The following is a 17,128-nucleotide window of genomic DNA, read 5'->3' as shown; positions in this document are numbered from 1 at the left end:
ATTCTTTGTTTATCTTTGCAGTGAATAAAAATTTTAGAAAAAATGGATGTCTTTTTAAACACATTTTTTGTTCTTCTTGGTGCTTTGTTTTCGGTACTAAATCCAATTGGTGCTATTCCTATTTTTGTTGGTTTGACACAAGATTATAGTAAAACGGAACGTTCACGAGTTTCGCTAATGACGGCAATAAATGTTTGTATTATTTTATTGATATCGTTTTTTATTGGTGAATATGTTTTGAAATTTTTTGGAATTACGATTTCGGCACTTCGAATTGCAGGTGGAATTTTGATTGCAAGTTCTGGTTTTGGTTTACTAAATGCGAATCCAAAAAAACGAAAAGGAATTAGCAAAAAAGTGGAAGAAGATTCGTTGAACCGAAATTCGATTGCGTTAACGCCACTTGCGATGCCGATGTTGGCTGGTCCAGGTTCGATTTCATTATTGATTGCTTTTAACCAAGATCATAATTCCACTACGGATATTTTAGCTTCTTCACTATCCATAATGATTGTTTCACTTTTGATATTCCTTATTTTAAGAAGTGCTCATTATTTAGCAAAATATCTTGGAGCTTCGGGAATTGTTGCTATTTCTAGAATTGTAGGGTTTTTAACCGTTGCTATTGGAATTCAGTATATTATAAGTGCTATTTTAAGTATCATCAGAGGAATTTAACTACTGTTGAATGTTTTTAAGTACTATCTTTATTTCAAAATAGTATTTATGAAAATTCTACTTACTGGTGCTAATGGTTATGTTGGCAGACGATTGTTGCCCGAACTTTTGACAGCTGGACACCAAGTGGTTTGTAGTGTTCGGGATAAAAACCGATTGGGATTAGATAAATCTACTTTGGATTTAATTGAAATTTGGGAAGTCGATTTTTTGACTACTCCTTCATTTGAAAAAATTACAAAAGACATTGATGTTGCATATTATTTGATACACTCAATGTCTTCTTCAACTACAGATTTTGATACTTTAGAATCCAAGGCTGCTAAAAATTTTAATGAATATGCGAAAGCAATTGGTATTAAGCAAGTTATCTATTTAAGTGGAATTGTAAACGAAGACAAACTCTCAAAACATTTACAATCTCGAAAGGATGTTGAAACCATTTTATATCAAGGTAACTTTAACACTACTGTTTTACGTGCTGGAATAATTGTAGGTTCAGGAAGTTCATCCTTTGAAATTATTAGAGATTTATGCGAAAAACTTCCTGTAATGATTACACCAAAATGGGTTTTAACAAAATGTCAACCCATTGCTATTCGCGATGTAATTAACTATTTGTTGGGTGTCATTTCTAAAGAAGAATGCTACAACCAATCGTTTGATATTGGCGGACCAAATATCATAACTTACAAAGAAATGATGCAACTTTATGCAAAAACTCGAGGTATTAAATTAATGATTGTAACAATACCAATGATGACACCAAAACTGTCGTCTTATTGGTTATATTTTGTTACCTCAACCTCATACAAACTTGCCATCAATTTAGTTAATAGTATGAAGATGGAAGTGGTTTGTAGTGACAATCGATTACAAAAAATATTAAATATAAAACCAATCACTTATGTTGATGCTATCAAACTTGCTTTTATAAAAATTGAGCAGAACTTAGTAATTTCTAGTTGGAAAGACAGCATAAGTAGTAGTCAATTTGCTCCAAATTTTTCGGAATTTATCCAAATTCCAAAATATGGCTGTTTGAAAGACCATCAGATGAGAAAAATTGAAAATGTTGAAAATACACTTTTGAACATTTGGTCTATTGGCGGTTCTCGTGGATGGTATTATGGAAATTGGATGTGGAAACTACGTGGATTTATTGATAAAATTTTTGGAGGAGTTGGTTTACGGCGAGGTAGAACAAATCCAATTCATTTAGATAACGGAGATTCGCTCGATTTTTGGCGTGTTTTACTTGCTAACAAGGAGGAAAAAAGATTATTACTTTATGCCGAAATGAAACTTCCGGGTGAAGCTTGGCTTGAATTTAGAATTGATGACGATAATGTACTACATCAGATTGCTACCTTTAGACCAAGAGGAATTTGGGGAAGATTGTATTGGTATTCCTTAGTTCCATTTCATTTTTTTATCTTTGGTGGTATGATTGACAATATCATCAAATATAAATCCTAAAAAAAAATACAAATGAAGTCTTTTTTATGTTTACTATTCTATTCAATTTTATTTTCATCCTGTAAATCGGCAGCATACAAAGAAAAAGAAACTGATAAAAATTTAAAAGAACTAGTTTCAATCATGCAAGGACATTATTCATCCGAAGCACATTCCATTGAAGATAAATCATATTATAACATTTCTTTAAGAATGACACCTATTTGGAAAGAAAAAGGAAATTATCTTTTTGTAGAACAAGCCATGTTTGACAAACAAGGCAAACCATATAGAGTAAGAGTTTATAAAGTCAGTCAAAGAGGCGACGAATTTGTAAGTGAAATTTATACCCTTAAAAATGAAAAAGATTGGATTGGAAAATGGACAAATCCTGAAGTATATAACCAATTATCAGAGACAGACATTGAGCTAAAACAAGGTTGTGAAGTAGTTTTAAAACGAGTTGAGAAAAATAAATTTAGTGGTTCAACTGGAGATAAAACTTGCCCAAGCGAACTTCGTGGTGCTAGTTTTGCCAATTCAATTGTTACTGTTACTAAGGACGGAATTGTTTCCTGGGATCAAGGTTTTGATAAAGACGGAAAGCAAGTTTGGGGTGCTGAAAAAGGTGGATATAAATTTGTTAAAATTAAATAATCTTAAACTCAAAAGAGTTCAAAAAATGAAATCCCAAATTCCAATAGCATAATTAGAATTTGGGATTTTTATTTTCTTTGATTTATTAAATAATAATAACTTACTCCGTTGGAAGAAAAATTTCTGCCATCATACAACGTGCGCTTCCGCCGCCACAAGCTTCGATGGTATCTAAACTGGAATGAATAATTTCAACATGCGCTTCGAGCTGAGCGATTTGTTTTTTGGTTAAACTTTTATAAGCCGACTCGCTCATTACTAAAAATCTTTTATCGTCTTTTCCTTTTACTTCAAGCATGTTTCCCGCAAAGTTATTGACTTGATCTTCGGTAATTAAAATTACTTCTTTGTCATCACCACGAAGACTGTCGAGCACCATTTTGCGTTCTTTTTTGTCATCAATACAATCGGCACAAATCACAGCAAATGTATCGCCAAGACACATCATTACGTTGGTATGATAAATCAGTTTTCGCTCGCCGTTTACCGTTTGAAAAGCTTCGAAAATTACGGGTGTAAATTCAAAATCTTCGCAAAATTCTATCATCAGTTCTTCGTCGGCACGTGGTGAAAGAGCACAATAGGCTTTTCCGTTTTCTCGGTCGAGAAGTAAACTACCTGTTCCTTCAAGAAAGACGTTATCTTCTTCTGCGAGAGTGTAATCCATGATTTCATTGATGACAAAACCTTCGTCTTCAAGAATATCAAGAATATCTTCTCTTCTTTCGGCGCGACGATTTTCGGCAAACATTGGATATAAAGCTACATCACCACTTTCGTGAAATGATATCCAATTGTTTGGAAAAATACTGTCTGGCGTGTTGGGTTCAAGCGTATCGTCAACGACAATAACATTCACGCCAACTTTTCTTAATTTGGCAACAAAAACATCAAACTCTTGTTGGGCTTTTGCATTTACTGTTTCAGGCGATAATCCGTCGAGAACTTTTTGGTAATAATTGTTAACAGCAGTTTGTTCGTTCATTCGAAACGCTACTGGACGAATCATTAGAATTGAGTTTGTTGTTTGGTTCATTTTGTTTATTTTATTTATTTGGATTTAAAGACTTTGTGCAATGCATCATCTTTAAAGATTAATCTCTAATTAATGGCAATGTTGAACATCTCAACAATCCTTCTTGTTTTGCAATTTCGGCATATGGAATTTCTTCAACTGTAAATCCGTTTTCGCGAAGCCAATTGTTCAATCGGGTGAAATTTCTCTCCGAAACAACTACATTTTCATCAATTGAAAACACATTGGAATTCATGTGGTACATTTCGTCTCGCGTGATGTGAAACAGATTTTCTTTTCCAAAAAGTTTTACTAAATACACATAATCGGCTTCTTCTCGGAAACCACTTTTATAGATTATACCTTTGTTTGAACCAACAGGTTGAAAGCAACAATCGAGATGCAAAGCATTATCTCGCGCTTCCAATTTTGATTTTACCAAATCGAATTCTTTCACAATTTTATTAGGAAACAAATCCTTAATATACTGAACACCTTGCATATTAGTTCGTGCGGTGATATAATCTTTATAATCCGAACCTTTGTATGTTCCGATGAAAATATAATCGTTCCATAGCATAACATCGCCACCTTCGATATGAACATCATCTGGCGGACGAACGACTTTAGCGGGATTTATTTGGTCAATAACATATTGAATGGCATCTAATTCTCGTTCTCTATCAGGTAAAATATTGGCTTTTACAAATGTATCGTCGATTACAAAACCAATATCGCGAGTAAAAATTTGGTTGTAATTTTCAATCATTTCCGGACGAAAAACTTTTACATCATATTTTTGAAATACTTGATTAAAAGCTTCCATTTCGTTTACCATATCAGCTTCTATTGGATATGTTCCAGCGAGAATGTGTTCTAAAGATTTTGGATCATAAGCTTCTTCGGCAGTTGGTGTTGGTCCGTTATTAAGCGCTGAACCTAAAACCACTGCACGCAATCGAGACGTTTCGTTTTTTACATTTAATTGTAGCATAAAATTAATTTTGTGCAAAAAAGCATCACTTTTTAACACTGATTTTGACAAATATAAAAAAGCTTCCCGATTAAGAGAAGCTTTGTTTATAAGTATTTTTCAAATTGACATTTAATTTTTCATTAGTTTTTCAGTAAAGAGTTGACCATCTTTTGTTAGAATATTTATTAGATAAACTCCATTAGCAAAACGGCTTACATCTAGTTGTGCTCTATCCGTTTTTTGAATGTTTTTTTCCAAAACCAATTTTCCGTCAATTGTAGTTATTGTCACTTTATCAAATTGAGAATCTTTCATTATTATTTCAATAAAACTACTTGAAGGATTTGGCTGAATAGTAAATCCTGTTGCTAACTTGATTAAATTTAATTCTTCTTCCTGTATTGGTTGTTTTTCGACAGGAGAATTTACTACTTCAGTTCGATACATAAAATTACTAGAACATCCTTCAATATAAGCTGCAAACTGTGCTCCTGAAAGCGCTTCAAAACCAGGATTTAATTCCACAAAATTACCAGAGTGATAAACAACTCCATCTTGTAAATCATTATTTCCAACTTCAATTATATTGGTTGCTCTAATCCAATCGGACCGTTCTCTTTTCTTCTCACTATTTGGTGCTTGATTACTCAAATCATCAGCTGGTGAAGTTACGGTAAGTGTTGCTATACAACAATCTTCAAATGAAACATCAGGACCAACATTGGCAGAGAAATCGGTTATGTCGTATACAAAATTTCCTGCTGGACAAGTGACATTAAACGTAGCATCAACTTGAAATTCAAAATTACCTGACGGATCAACTCCAAATAAACTAGGCAGTACTTCAAAACAAAACGTGTTAGCGGTTAACTGTGTCGGCGCATTTATTGTTGCAACAATCGCATCATCTTGTAAAATATGTAAAATCAAAGTATTAAGTGTAGCATTTGCAGGCGATTGATAGGTTCCACAAACATTAAATGGCGTTATCGATAAAACATCGGGACAACTAATATTTGTTGGATCTAAACTTAAAGCACCAAGTTGCGGAGATGGGCAAGTTAGACCACAGATGTTATCTATATAAACTGTTCCAAAATGTTTAGATGGTTGACAATCACTAATAGTAAACTCAATTGTACCAGGTTGATTTAAAATACTTTCAACATTTAATCGAGCACAAATCCAATCGGTGTACAATATTCTTCTTTCATCATTAACATATATGATATTAAAAAGACAATTATCAGGATTAGCAATGATACATATTTCATCAACAACATTTCCGTTTTGGTCTAAAACTCTAGCTCTAAAAAAAGGTTGAATAGGTTGACCATGCTCTGGTTTATTATCCATTATCAACGAGAAATTGAAATCGATAGTCGATTGATTAATACTTGGAAAATAGCGAGAAAATGATGTTATATCAGACGAACCATATCCACCAGTATTATTGAGTTTTATACATTTTTCACCACCATTGGAATTAAGAGTTGGAACATCAACACCAAAGCTTTGCAAAATTGGATCAAATTGTCTGTAGTTCGGTGCCGTGCTATTAATTAAATTAACTCTAGAATTAAAATTATTTGTTGAAGCAGTCATTACATTTGATGCTGAAAGTGCTGTTGGCGTTGCACAAGACAAGAAAAAATCTTCACCCGAATCTGGTTGTGCATAATTATCAGACCAAAATGAATACCCAGCAGTTCCATTTTCAAAATCACCATTAACACAATCTTGTGCAATAGAACGCGAAATTTCAGCTGCAGAATAGTCTGCTTTTTTATCTGGATTTTCTCTAAAGAATAATTTTCTTAATTCGTGTTTTTTTGCATTTATCAATGCCGCTTCAAGTTCTTCTTGAGTGAATTCTTCTTCCTCTCTAAGATGTTTTATAACTTCATCATTAACTTCACGAGCTAATTTGTAATTCTTGAAATTATCATTGACAAATTTTTCTATTTCTATCTCTGTTTGCTTAGTGTTTGCAATCCTTCTGTTTTCGGCAGCTATATACTCATCATGTTGAGCAAAAATCGAAAAGGAGTGAAAGCAAAAACACAATAGCAAAACTATTTTTGCTGTTTTTTGCATGTTATTTTGTTTTTTCGATTAGTGCTTTTACTTGATTTTTTAATTCTTCTAATTCGGTATTGAATTTAGATATCAATTGATTTTGTTCCTTTATTTTTTTGTCCTGCTCAATTGCATATAATGTTAACTCTTCAATTTTTTCCATTTGTTTGGCTTGCATTTCTGCAACATCTAACCCGTTTTCAGCCAATTCTGAAGCTGATTTAATACCTGGCAAATGATTGTTTTTAGAAATAAATTTTTCAACATCTGCTAATGGCATTAATTTATAATCATCTGCAAAAACGTAGTCAGCCCAATTTGCTGTACTTCTTAAAGCTACTTTTACTTTTTCGGTTAAAATTCCACCTTCTACAAATAATTTATAATTTCCTGTTGAACTAGGATAATTAGCAGTTGAACCTAAATAAATTTTTCCGTTAGTTGGACTGTTTGCTGTGTTAAACCAAATATTTCTACTGTTCATATCTACAACTCTATTCCCATTGGTAGTTGATAACTGATTAATGCTTCCATTATTAGTATAAATACTTGTGTCAATTGAATTAATAAGATAAGGAGTTGCTGTTGAGCCATTTCCTGTTATCGTTATGTTTCCATTTCCTGTAAATACGGGAACAGGAAGTGTTACAGAGTTTCCGTTTGATATTGCTAAAACATTTCCAGTAAGCGATAATGATTGAGCGTCAGTGTCTGTTAAAGTTGGCAATTGAAAAGAACCTCCACCATTAGACAATGTTATAGTATTTCCTGCTTGAGAAAGAGTTTGAAGTTCATTAGTTGTACTTCCATCAACTTCGTTAAAGTTTGGTAATACTACTGAATTACCATTTGAAATTGATAATGTATTTCCAGTAAGCGATAATGATTGAGCGTCAGTGTCTGTTAAAGTTGGTAATTGAAAAGAACCTCCACCATTAGACAATGTTATAATATTTCCTGCTTGAGAAAGAGTTTGAAGTTCATTAGTTGTACTTCCATCAACTTCGTTAAAGTTTGGTAATACTACTGAATTACCATTTGAAATAGATAATGTATTTCCAACCAAGGAAAGAGATTGAGCATCAGTATCGGTAAATGATGGAAATGTGATTGGTGTACTCGTAACTCCGTTTATTGTAGTCACTAATTGATTGTTTGAGTTTATAGTATTTGTAACTGAATTTATTATTGAAGCATTAGATATACTTCCATTTACATTACTAGTAATGGTATTATTGTTTGTTGTTAAAGTTCCAATCAAAGCACTAGTCGCTGTTTTTTGCAAAACCACATCTCCATTCGCATTTACAGTTAAAAACTTATCCGTTGCAGTGTTGTTATCAAGTGCTGAATTGCTAGTTAAATTTGTAAATCGAAGCCCTGATTTTCCATCTGTTCCATGAGTAATTTCAAGTTTGTTTTTTGGTAAAGTTGTACCAACACCAACATTTCCTTGAACTAATAATCCATTTGCAGGTGCAATAACATCTGGCGTGTCAGCAATGTTAGGCATATAATTTTTACCAATTACAACTCCACCATTTACATCCAATCTATTCAATGGTCTAACATTGTTACCAAGACCAATTCCAACATTACCGTTATTGTTTACCAAAATTCTTTGATTTCCAGCACCATCAGCAATAGTAATAATTCTACTAGCATCATTTCCAACTAATAAACTTGTAGATGGTTGATTTTCTAAGACAACTTTTCCTAGAAAAACATTTTGGTTACCATTTTGCAAAAATTTACCTGAGTCTGTACCAATTATAACATTTCCATTACCCGATACTAAATTCCATCCAGAGTATTGACCGAGAGCGACATTTGAATTTCCTTCATTTATCAAAAGACTGGCATAGCCAATTGCAGTATTATTAGAACCTGTGATATTTGAATTACCTAATGCTCTAAATCCAACGGCAACATTGCCAGTTCCAGTTAAATTATTTTCCAAACTTCTTGTTCCAAAAGCTGAGTTTAATTGACCATCTATGTTTCGTTTTAAGGCATCATTACCAAAAGCAGAATTAAATCCTCCTCTATTGGAAGGTAAAGTATTGGCACCAAAAGCAGTATTACTGTTATTGGCATTATCATGAAGCGAAAACAATCCAAAACCAGTATTATAATTTCCTGTGCTATTAGTTCCAGCTTCTTCACCAGAAAAAGTATTACCACTTTGACTATAACCATTTTCAATAGCAGCCAGAATAATAAATGATAAGATAAATGAGTAATTTTTTAATTTCATAACTGTAGGATTTAGAGGTTTTTTAATTCTTTTTAACACAAAAAATTGCTTTCACAATTTTAATTTTTGATTAATAACTGAAACGTTAAATCTTATACAGCTAGGATATAAAAACCTGTTTATGTAAATAATTTAACCTTTGAGTTTATTAAATTATTTGATTTTTATATTGCTTGTTTTTGACAATTCAAATATAGAAGAAGAGTTTATAAAAAACCATTAAAAGCATATTTTTTCGATGAAATACACTTTTTAATATTTCAATTATGTATTTTACCTACAATTCTTAATTTATAATAAATAGTCATTAAATAAAAAAGCTCCGCTGAGTAGCGAAGCTTATGACTTAAAATTATTACTATTAAATAGTTCCTGCAAATGTTATAATTTCATTTCCTCTAAAAGTAACTGTTTTATATGGGTAATTATTTTTCTTAAAAAACTCCTCTAACTTAATGTAAGTTGGCTCTCCATTAATAATGTGATAGGAAGCAATGGCAAAATTAGGTTTCAATGTTTTCATAATTTCTAAACATCCTTCAACGGCTTCTATTTCTGCGCCTTCAATATCCATTTTTATTAAATCTAATCGATTTATATTGTTTTGTTTCACCCAACTATCAATTGTTATGGCTTGCTTTTTTACCACATTAGCATTTCCTGAAAACCATTTTGCTGATGAACCAACTGTTCCTGCCTCTTCAAAATCAATAAAAGTGTCTTCATTCCACAATAACATATCTTGCAAAATGATATTGTCTTCTAAATCTTTATTGAGTTTGATGTTACTCTCTAACTGCTTTACATTATGTTTATCTGGTTCAAAGCAAAATACTTTTCCTGATTTGCCTACACACTTTGAGAAGAATATTGAAATATGTCCAAGGTTAGCTCCAGCATCAATTATTACATCTCCGCTTTTTGCTTTGTATTTGTAATTATAATATCCGAAATCATCTACTATTGGATATAATGCTTGATTTGTAAGTAGTGTTATATCGTCAAAAGTTGTTTTGTAAACGTAACTTCCTTGTGTGTGTGTGTTAGCTACTTTTAGCACATCAAAGGAAACATTGTTTTTACTAAACGTTTTATAAAAAAAGAGTTTTATTTTCTCTTTGGTGTATCCTTTTGGCACAAAAAAGCTAATTCCCTTTTTTAGTTTCTTTTTTAAACTCATGTTGTATTTTTTAACAAATATAAAAAAACTCTTCGCTTTCACGAAGAGTTTGTGAATTTTAAATATAATATTAAAACTACCTTTTATCCATCGGTTTAAAATCTCTCAATGGATGTCCAGTATAGACTTGTCTTGGTCTTCCGATTGGTTCTTTGTTTACACGCATTTCTTTCCATTGAGCAATCCAACCTGGTAAACGACCAATGGCAAACATTACGGTAAACATATCCGTTGGAATTCCTAATGCACGGTAAATAATACCAGAATAGAAATCTACATTTGGATATAATTTTCTAGAAACGAAGTATTCGTCTACTAAAGCTGCTTCTTCTAATTGTTTTGCAATGTTTAGAATTGGATCGTCAACTCCTAGCGTTTTTAAAACCTCATCGGCTGCTTTTTTGATAATTCTTGCTCTTGGATCAAAATTTTTATATACTCTGTGTCCAAAGCCCATCAAACGGAATGGATCGTCTTTATCTTTGGCTTTAGCCATATATTTTGCAGCATCGCCACCATCTTTTTGAATAGCTTCAAGCATTTCTAAAACGGCTTGGTTTGCACCACCATGTAATGGACCCCAAAGTGCAGAAACTCCAGCAGATATAGATGCAAATAAACCTGCGTGTGAAGAACCTACTATTCTAACCGTTGATGTAGAACAGTTTTGTTCGTGGTCTGCGTGAAGAATAAATAATTTATCTAGAGCATCAACAACTGTTTTATTAGCAGTATATGGTCCTGTTGGTAATTTAAACATTAACTGCATAAAATTCTCAACATATCCTTGTGTATTATCATAATAGTTTAATGGATAACCCATCATTTTTCTGTACGTCCAAGTGGCAATAACCAAAAATTTACCCATGGTTTTGCAAACTGCTTCATACATTTCTTTTTCGTTCTCTACATTGACTACTTTTGGATTGAAAGCAGTTAAGGCAGAGGTTAACGAAGATAAAACGCCCATTGGGTGAGCTGTTTTAGGAAAACCATCAATGATGTTTTTCATTTCTTCGTTTACCAAAGTATATTTACGAATGTCGGTTTCGAATTGGGTTAATTGTTGTTTTGTTGGTAATTCACCAAAAATAACCAAATAGGATACTTCTAGGAAATCGGCTTTTTCGGCTAAATCTTCGATGGCATAACCTCTGTAGCGTAGAATTCCTTCTTCGCCATCAAGGAATGTAATATCGCTTTGGCATGAACCAGAGTTTTTGTAACCTGGATCAAGAGTAATAGCACCAGTTAAGGCACGTAATTTTTCAATATCAATAGCAGGTTCGTTTTCGCTTCCAACTATTACTGGAAATTCATACTTGTTGCCATCGTATTCTAATATTGCTGTTTTAGACATGGTATAAAAAGGGAATAAATCTTAATAAAATCATTAATTCAACAAAATTAGGGAATTGAAAACGAAATAAAAAAGAATTTCTATAACGTTTTAGTTAATTTTTTTATAAAAAGCGGGTATTTAGCTTGTAGTTGCTTTGTATTATTTGGAATAACCCCAATTGGATAGCGTTTTACCCCGAGTGGATAGGGTTTTACCCTAATTTTATGATATAAAAAAACTCACGATTATAGGTCGCGAGTTTTTTTAATTAATTAAAATTAACTTTTTATTCTTTGACTAACTTTTCTACTTTTATTCCTTTATCTGTAATCACTTTTAGGAAATAAATACCTTTTGCTTTTGATGTAATATCAAGCGATGCGCTGTTTTCTTCTACGATGTTGGTTTGTAGTATTCTGCCTTGAACATCGTATAATTGTATTGATTTGATGCTGAAATCGGATGTTATTGAAACAATTGATTTAGTAGGGTTTGGATAAATTAATATTGATGTCTTTTCAAAATTATCATTGTTCAAATTTCCTGCTAATCTAAAAGTGGTCTCAGCAGTATTTGTTTGGGTAGCTTCTGTTTCATTAAAAAAGACAGCTGTTTCAAATCTAACTGTATCATTTACTTGAAGTTGATTTGAAGATTTAATTCGAAGTAAAACATTTCCATGACCACCTGTTTGAAGTTCTAAATTTCCAAAAATTAATTCTAATAGATTTCCTGTAATTCTGACCTCAACATTGCTTGAACTGGCTAAGAGTTGGATGGAATTAATATCAAACTGTTGCGGATTTATTGTTGCTCTTAAAACTATAAACGAACTTGTTTGGTTTGTGTTGTTTTCAAAATTTATTGAATAGTGTAAATAATCCCCAATCAAGTCGGCACTAACCTCTTCGCCTTCAACGCAAATGATTGAGTTTAATAGCATAAATTCTTCAATTATTTGATTGTATGTAAATTGATTGTTTGAAGGGTTTATGTCAGTCGAATTAATAGATGCTGTGGCAGTAAACTCTAATATATCGCCAACGGTGAGTGGATTTTGGCTAGTTGGTCCATTTAAATTTAAGCTAACAATAATTGTTCTACTTTCAAAAGGAAGCAAATTATTGAAACTGTATTCTAACTCGCCTGCTTGATTGATAGCGTTTTGAACTGGTTCTGAAAATAAAAAAGTTGCTTTGGATGTGTCATAATTAAAATTAATATTTCCTGATAGAGTTTGATTTCCTTTATTTTTATAAAATATTTGATATAAATTTTCACTGCCAGGAATTGGGTATGAGAATGGAGAGACAATAACTTCCAAATCAGATTGATTGTCTAATGCTTGTATACAAAATGGCACAATTGCAGTATTATTTTCATTATTTAAAAAGGATACTTGGGTGTTTTGTCCATTTATTGTGAAAAGTGAATTGTTTTCTATTGTGGCATTAACAGTAAAGTTACCTTCTTGAGCGTAGAATTTGAAATTACCATCTAAATCTGTAAAAACAGAACCTTGATTTGTTCCATCATTTATGGTTACCTTAATATAAGGTTGAACTATATCTTCTAGACTGCAACCATTCTGATTGGAATCAAAAGTCACGGAACCACTAATTGTATTGTAACTTCCTCCTGGAACAAATGAGCAATAGGAGTTTACAACTATCTGTTGCTCTATACTTTGTAATAAAAATGATTCAATGAATTGAATTTCATCATCATCGGCACAAATAAAAATCAAATTTGGAAGATTTAATTCACTATCAAAAACAAAACCAAAAAACATTGAGGAATTATTTTTAATATTTAAATATTGTAACTCGTTATTTGTCCCTAAATCCAAATAGGTTATGTTAGGATTATTTGAAAAATCTAACGATTGAAATTGGTTTAACGAACAAGAGACTGCATTTAGATTTGGTAAAGTTGAGAAATCTAATGTTGATAGGTTATTATTTGCGCAGTACAAGCTTATTAATTGTGGGAAAATTGATAAATCAAGAGCTGTAATTTGATTTGAAGTACATTCTATAGTAGTTAAATTATTGTTATTACCGAAAATAGGAGTAGCTACATTACAGCCTATAAATTGCAAATATTCTAGACTTGTTAATCCGCTAACATTAAGACCATTCAATTGATTGCCACTACAAATTAGTTCTTTTAGATTAATCAATGGTGAAACATCTAAAGTTGAAATTGAAGCCTGCGAAACTGCATCTTTGGAACAATCTAGCTTGGTCAACAATAAATTATTACTTACATCTAAACTTGTAATTTCTGTTAAGGATACATTTAAAGTCCTTAAATTAATCAAACTACTAACATCTACTGATTGTATTTCTCTACATTGTGAAAGATCTAAATCGGTCAATTGAGTGAGTTGCGACCAATTCAAAGTAGTTAAGGGATTACTACTAGCATTCAATTTCACTAATGATGAAGTCTGAGAAAAATCTATAGTAGATATTTGGTTACTATTTATAATTAACTCTTCCAAATTAATTAAACCATTTAAATTGATTTCTGTTAGAAGATTTCCAGTTACATCTAATTTTCTTAATGATGTTAAATTATTCACTATCACTGCTATTAATCCAGAGTTTTGTGTTTTTAAACTTTCTAGATTACTAAATAATGTAGCGTTTAAGGTTTGTCCTGTAAGCTGGTTAGTTGAGATATCTAAGTTTTTTAGATTCAAAAAGGCCTCAAGTCCAGTTAAATCGGTTATTGGATTTCCTTCTATTAAAAATAATCCATTTTCATTTCCTGCTAAGTCAAGACCAAAAACAGCAAGTGCTTCTGTTGTTTGAATTTCACCATCTTGATTAACATCAACCACCATTGGGTTTCCTTGAAAATCATAGGCAACTTGTTGGTTTGTACTGTTTGATAATAATAGTGCTTGTTTGAACACTTGATCGGGAATTGTAACCACTTGAGAAGTTCCTGCAAAAGAACTTAACAATAGTAAATTATAAAAAAACTTTTTCATAGCGTTTGTTTTATTATTTTGTTTTCATAAAATTATACTGATTTTGTTCGTTTTTATTTAATGATTGAGCAAACAAATGGTTTCATTTAGAATTCGAAAACATTGACGGATGATGTAATCGAAAAACTGTTATTCTTTGACTAACTTTTCTAATTTTATTCCTCTATCAGTAATGACTTTTAGAAAATAAATGCCTTTTGCTTTTGAGGCAATATCAAGCGAAGCGGTGTTTTCTTCTACGATGTTGGTTTGCAGTATTCTGCCTTGGACATCGTATAATTGTATTGATTTGATATTGAAATCGGACTTGATATTGACTATTGCATTGCTTGGATTTGGGTAGATTTTTACGCTATTATCGGTTTCAAAATCAGGGTTGCTTAATGATTGGAAAACGGTTTCGGCATCATTGGTTAGGATTGGGAAGTTATAATCAAAGTAGATATTGGCTTTGTTTTTAACCAAATCGCCTATTTGTAAATTTGGTTTGGTTTTTACTTTTAGTAATACGTTTCCGTGTCCGCCAGTTTGTAGATAAATTTCTTTGAAAATAAATTCAACTATGTTTCCTCTTATTCTAGCATCAACGGCATGAGAAGCATTTAATAGTTGAAGAGTGTTGATGTCGAATTCGGCTGGATTGATTTCGGTTTTTACCACTATATTTTCGGCAGATGCTGTTCCTGTGTTTTCAAAACGAATGTTGTAGTGAAGGTACTCGCCTATTTCGGTTGGTGAAACGATATCGCCTTCGAGACACGTGATGTCGTTTGGATCATAAGAACCAACAACAATTTGGTCTAGAACAAAGGTATTGTCACCTGTGTTTTCATCGCCTGCTTGTGGCATGATGGACGTGGTAAAAGTTAAAACATCTCCATTATTCACTGGATTGATATCCTCCGTTGGTGCATTGATGTTTAGGGTAAATACAATTTCTCTACTTTCAAATGGTTGTAGATTGGCATAATCCCAAGAAATTCCTCCAGCAACCATTTGACTTGGTACTACTGATGCAGAAACATATTCCATCAGATTTTGATTGTAGAAAAAGTTGATACCATATTGTTGCGACAAGGTTTGGTTTCCTTTGTTGCGGTAAACAATTTTATACGTTGCGTCAAATCCTGGTCGTGCTGGATTTATTGGTGTGATTACGATTTCTAGGTCAGGATGAACGCCGTTTGGTGTTACACAAAAGTTTTGAAGTGTTTGATTATTGTTTATATCCGTAAAAGAAACTGATGCTAATTCTGGTGAAACAGTAAACCATGTTGGGTTTTCGGTAGCTACAAATAGTTCGTGATTTAAGGCTTGGGAGTAAAAAGTGTAACCGCCGTTTGCATTGCTAAAGGTTGCACCAATTAGTGATGGATCTGCGATGTTTATTCTAACGTTTGGCAAACCAGCGCCGTTTACATCGCAACCGTTATTATCTTCATCAAATTGTACTTGTCCAACGATGGTGTTGTAATTTCCACCTGGCGTGAAGGTGCAGTAGGAACTTAAAACTGTCTGAGTTAATCCTGCTAGATTAAGTTTATTTTGCACCGCAATAATTTGACTTTCATCTGCACAAATATATTGAATATTAGGAGTTTGATAAAAATTAATAGTCTCATTTGCTCCATTTTTCATAAATATTGTGTGAAGTTGATAATTAAAATCAAGTCGTAAAGATGTTAGTGAAATACATTCACTTACATCTAAAGTTTGAAGTGTATTTGAACCAGAATTTGACATAACCCATGCATCTTGTAAATTAACTAATCCAGTAAGAGATAAATTCGCAACTTGATTGTCTTCATATCTTAAAGTTTCTAAATTTATACAAGTTGACAAATCAAGTGCTGATAAAGTAGTATTAGCAATTTCTAAGTAGGTTAATGAAGTACATCCTGTGAGATTTAAAGAATTCAAATTCATTGGTGGTACCAATCCTCCACTAGCAGTGTAATTTATAGTTAATGTTTCAATATTGATATTTCCACTTAAATCTATATTTGATAAATTGTTTGCTCTTATAATTCTTAAATAGATTAAAGAAGTAAGATTATCAAAACCTACACTAGTTAATAATGGTAAATCATATAAACTCATATTTGTAACACTAGATTGAATAGGAAGATTTAAATCTACTAAAACAGGCAAAATATCGAGTGTAAGAGATTGTAAATTTGATAAATTTGACAAGTCTAAACTTTGCAAATTACTCATACCCTCAAGTGTAAGATTTCGTAAGTTTATAAAACTTGAAATACCTTCCGTTGAAATAGTTTGAGGACTATAAATTTGAAGACCAAGAGTTGCCAACGCTTCAGTTTCTTGAATTTCCCCATCGCTATTGCTATCAACTCCATTCTCTATCAAACTCTGTTTAAAATTTGCATCAGGAATATTTACAATCTGTGCATTTGCAAATCCTGTGATTAGTATTAAAATGTAAAATAGCTTTTTCATGGTATGTATTATTATTTTGACAATC

At 32.1% G+C, this 17,128-nt stretch carries 11 protein-coding genes; 3 read left to right on the top strand and 8 right to left on the bottom strand.

What is annotated here, in order from left to right:
• Positions 1-42: 42 nt before the first annotated feature.
• From BC748_RS06730 to BC748_RS06720, 3 genes are read left to right on the top strand one after another with little or no spacing between them, the layout of a single operon-like run.
• The gene (locus BC748_RS06730; protein WP_133532717.1) at positions 43-678 is read left to right on the top strand and encodes a MarC family NAAT transporter; all 636 of its coding nucleotides are present in this window, start codon (positions 43-45) and stop codon (positions 676-678) included.
• Positions 679-726: 48 nt separating this feature from the next.
• Positions 727-2,157 (top strand): SDR family oxidoreductase, encoded by a 1,431-nt coding sequence (locus BC748_RS06725; RefSeq protein WP_133532716.1) that lies wholly within the window; start codon positions 727-729, stop codon positions 2,155-2,157.
• Positions 2,158-2,169: 12 nt separating this feature from the next.
• Entirely contained in the window at positions 2,170-2,793 is a 624-nt protein-coding gene (locus BC748_RS06720) for a chromophore lyase CpcT/CpeT (protein WP_133532715.1), read from the top strand.
• Between the two features lie 100 nt (positions 2,794-2,893).
• Here the strand turns inward: BC748_RS06720 and ctlX are convergent, their stop codons facing one another.
• The 8 genes from ctlX to BC748_RS06680 all read right to left on the bottom strand — a co-directional run bounded on the left by ctlX (position 2,894) and on the right by BC748_RS06680 (position 17,103).
• A complete protein-coding gene (ctlX, locus tag BC748_RS06715; RefSeq protein ID WP_133532714.1) occupies positions 2,894-3,829 on the bottom strand; it encodes a citrulline utilization hydrolase CtlX in 936 nt (311 codons plus the stop codon).
• A 58-nt stretch (positions 3,830-3,887) separates the two neighbouring features.
• Positions 3,888-4,802: a dimethylarginine dimethylaminohydrolase family protein gene (locus BC748_RS06710; protein WP_133532713.1), complete on the bottom strand. Its 915-nt coding sequence runs from the start codon at positions 4,800-4,802 to the stop codon at positions 3,888-3,890.
• A 111-nt stretch (positions 4,803-4,913) separates the two neighbouring features.
• Positions 4,914-6,881, bottom strand: a complete 1,968-nt coding sequence (locus tag BC748_RS06705; RefSeq protein ID WP_133532712.1) for a T9SS type A sorting domain-containing protein — start codon at positions 6,879-6,881, stop codon at positions 4,914-4,916.
• Between the two features lies 1 nt (position 6,882).
• On the bottom strand, positions 6,883-9,120 hold the full coding sequence (locus tag BC748_RS06700) for a beta strand repeat-containing protein (protein ID WP_133532711.1): 2,238 nt from the start codon (positions 9,118-9,120) through the stop codon (positions 6,883-6,885).
• A gap of 361 nt (positions 9,121-9,481) precedes the next feature.
• The gene (locus tag BC748_RS06695) at positions 9,482-10,300 is read right to left on the bottom strand and encodes an FkbM family methyltransferase (RefSeq protein WP_133532710.1); all 819 of its coding nucleotides are present in this window, start codon (positions 10,298-10,300) and stop codon (positions 9,482-9,484) included.
• Positions 10,301-10,376: 76 nt separating this feature from the next.
• Positions 10,377-11,660 (bottom strand): citrate synthase, encoded by a 1,284-nt coding sequence (locus tag BC748_RS06690; RefSeq protein ID WP_133532709.1) that lies wholly within the window; start codon positions 11,658-11,660, stop codon positions 10,377-10,379.
• A gap of 268 nt (positions 11,661-11,928) precedes the next feature.
• Positions 11,929-14,643 carry a DUF7619 domain-containing protein gene (locus BC748_RS06685; RefSeq protein ID WP_133532708.1) on the bottom strand — a complete coding sequence of 905 codons (2,715 nt, stop codon included), beginning with the start codon at positions 14,641-14,643 and terminating at the stop codon, positions 11,929-11,931.
• Between the two features lie 129 nt (positions 14,644-14,772).
• Positions 14,773-17,103 (bottom strand): T9SS type A sorting domain-containing protein, encoded by a 2,331-nt coding sequence (locus BC748_RS06680; protein ID WP_133532707.1) that lies wholly within the window; start codon positions 17,101-17,103, stop codon positions 14,773-14,775.
• Between the last annotated feature and the right edge of the window lie 25 nt (positions 17,104-17,128).

Origin of the sequence: Flavobacterium dankookense, assembly GCF_004362665.1 — a bacterium.
GTDB classification, from domain to species: domain Bacteria; phylum Bacteroidota; class Bacteroidia; order Flavobacteriales; family Flavobacteriaceae; genus Flavobacterium; species Flavobacterium dankookense.
This window is presented reverse-complemented; position numbering and strand designations above follow the sequence as displayed.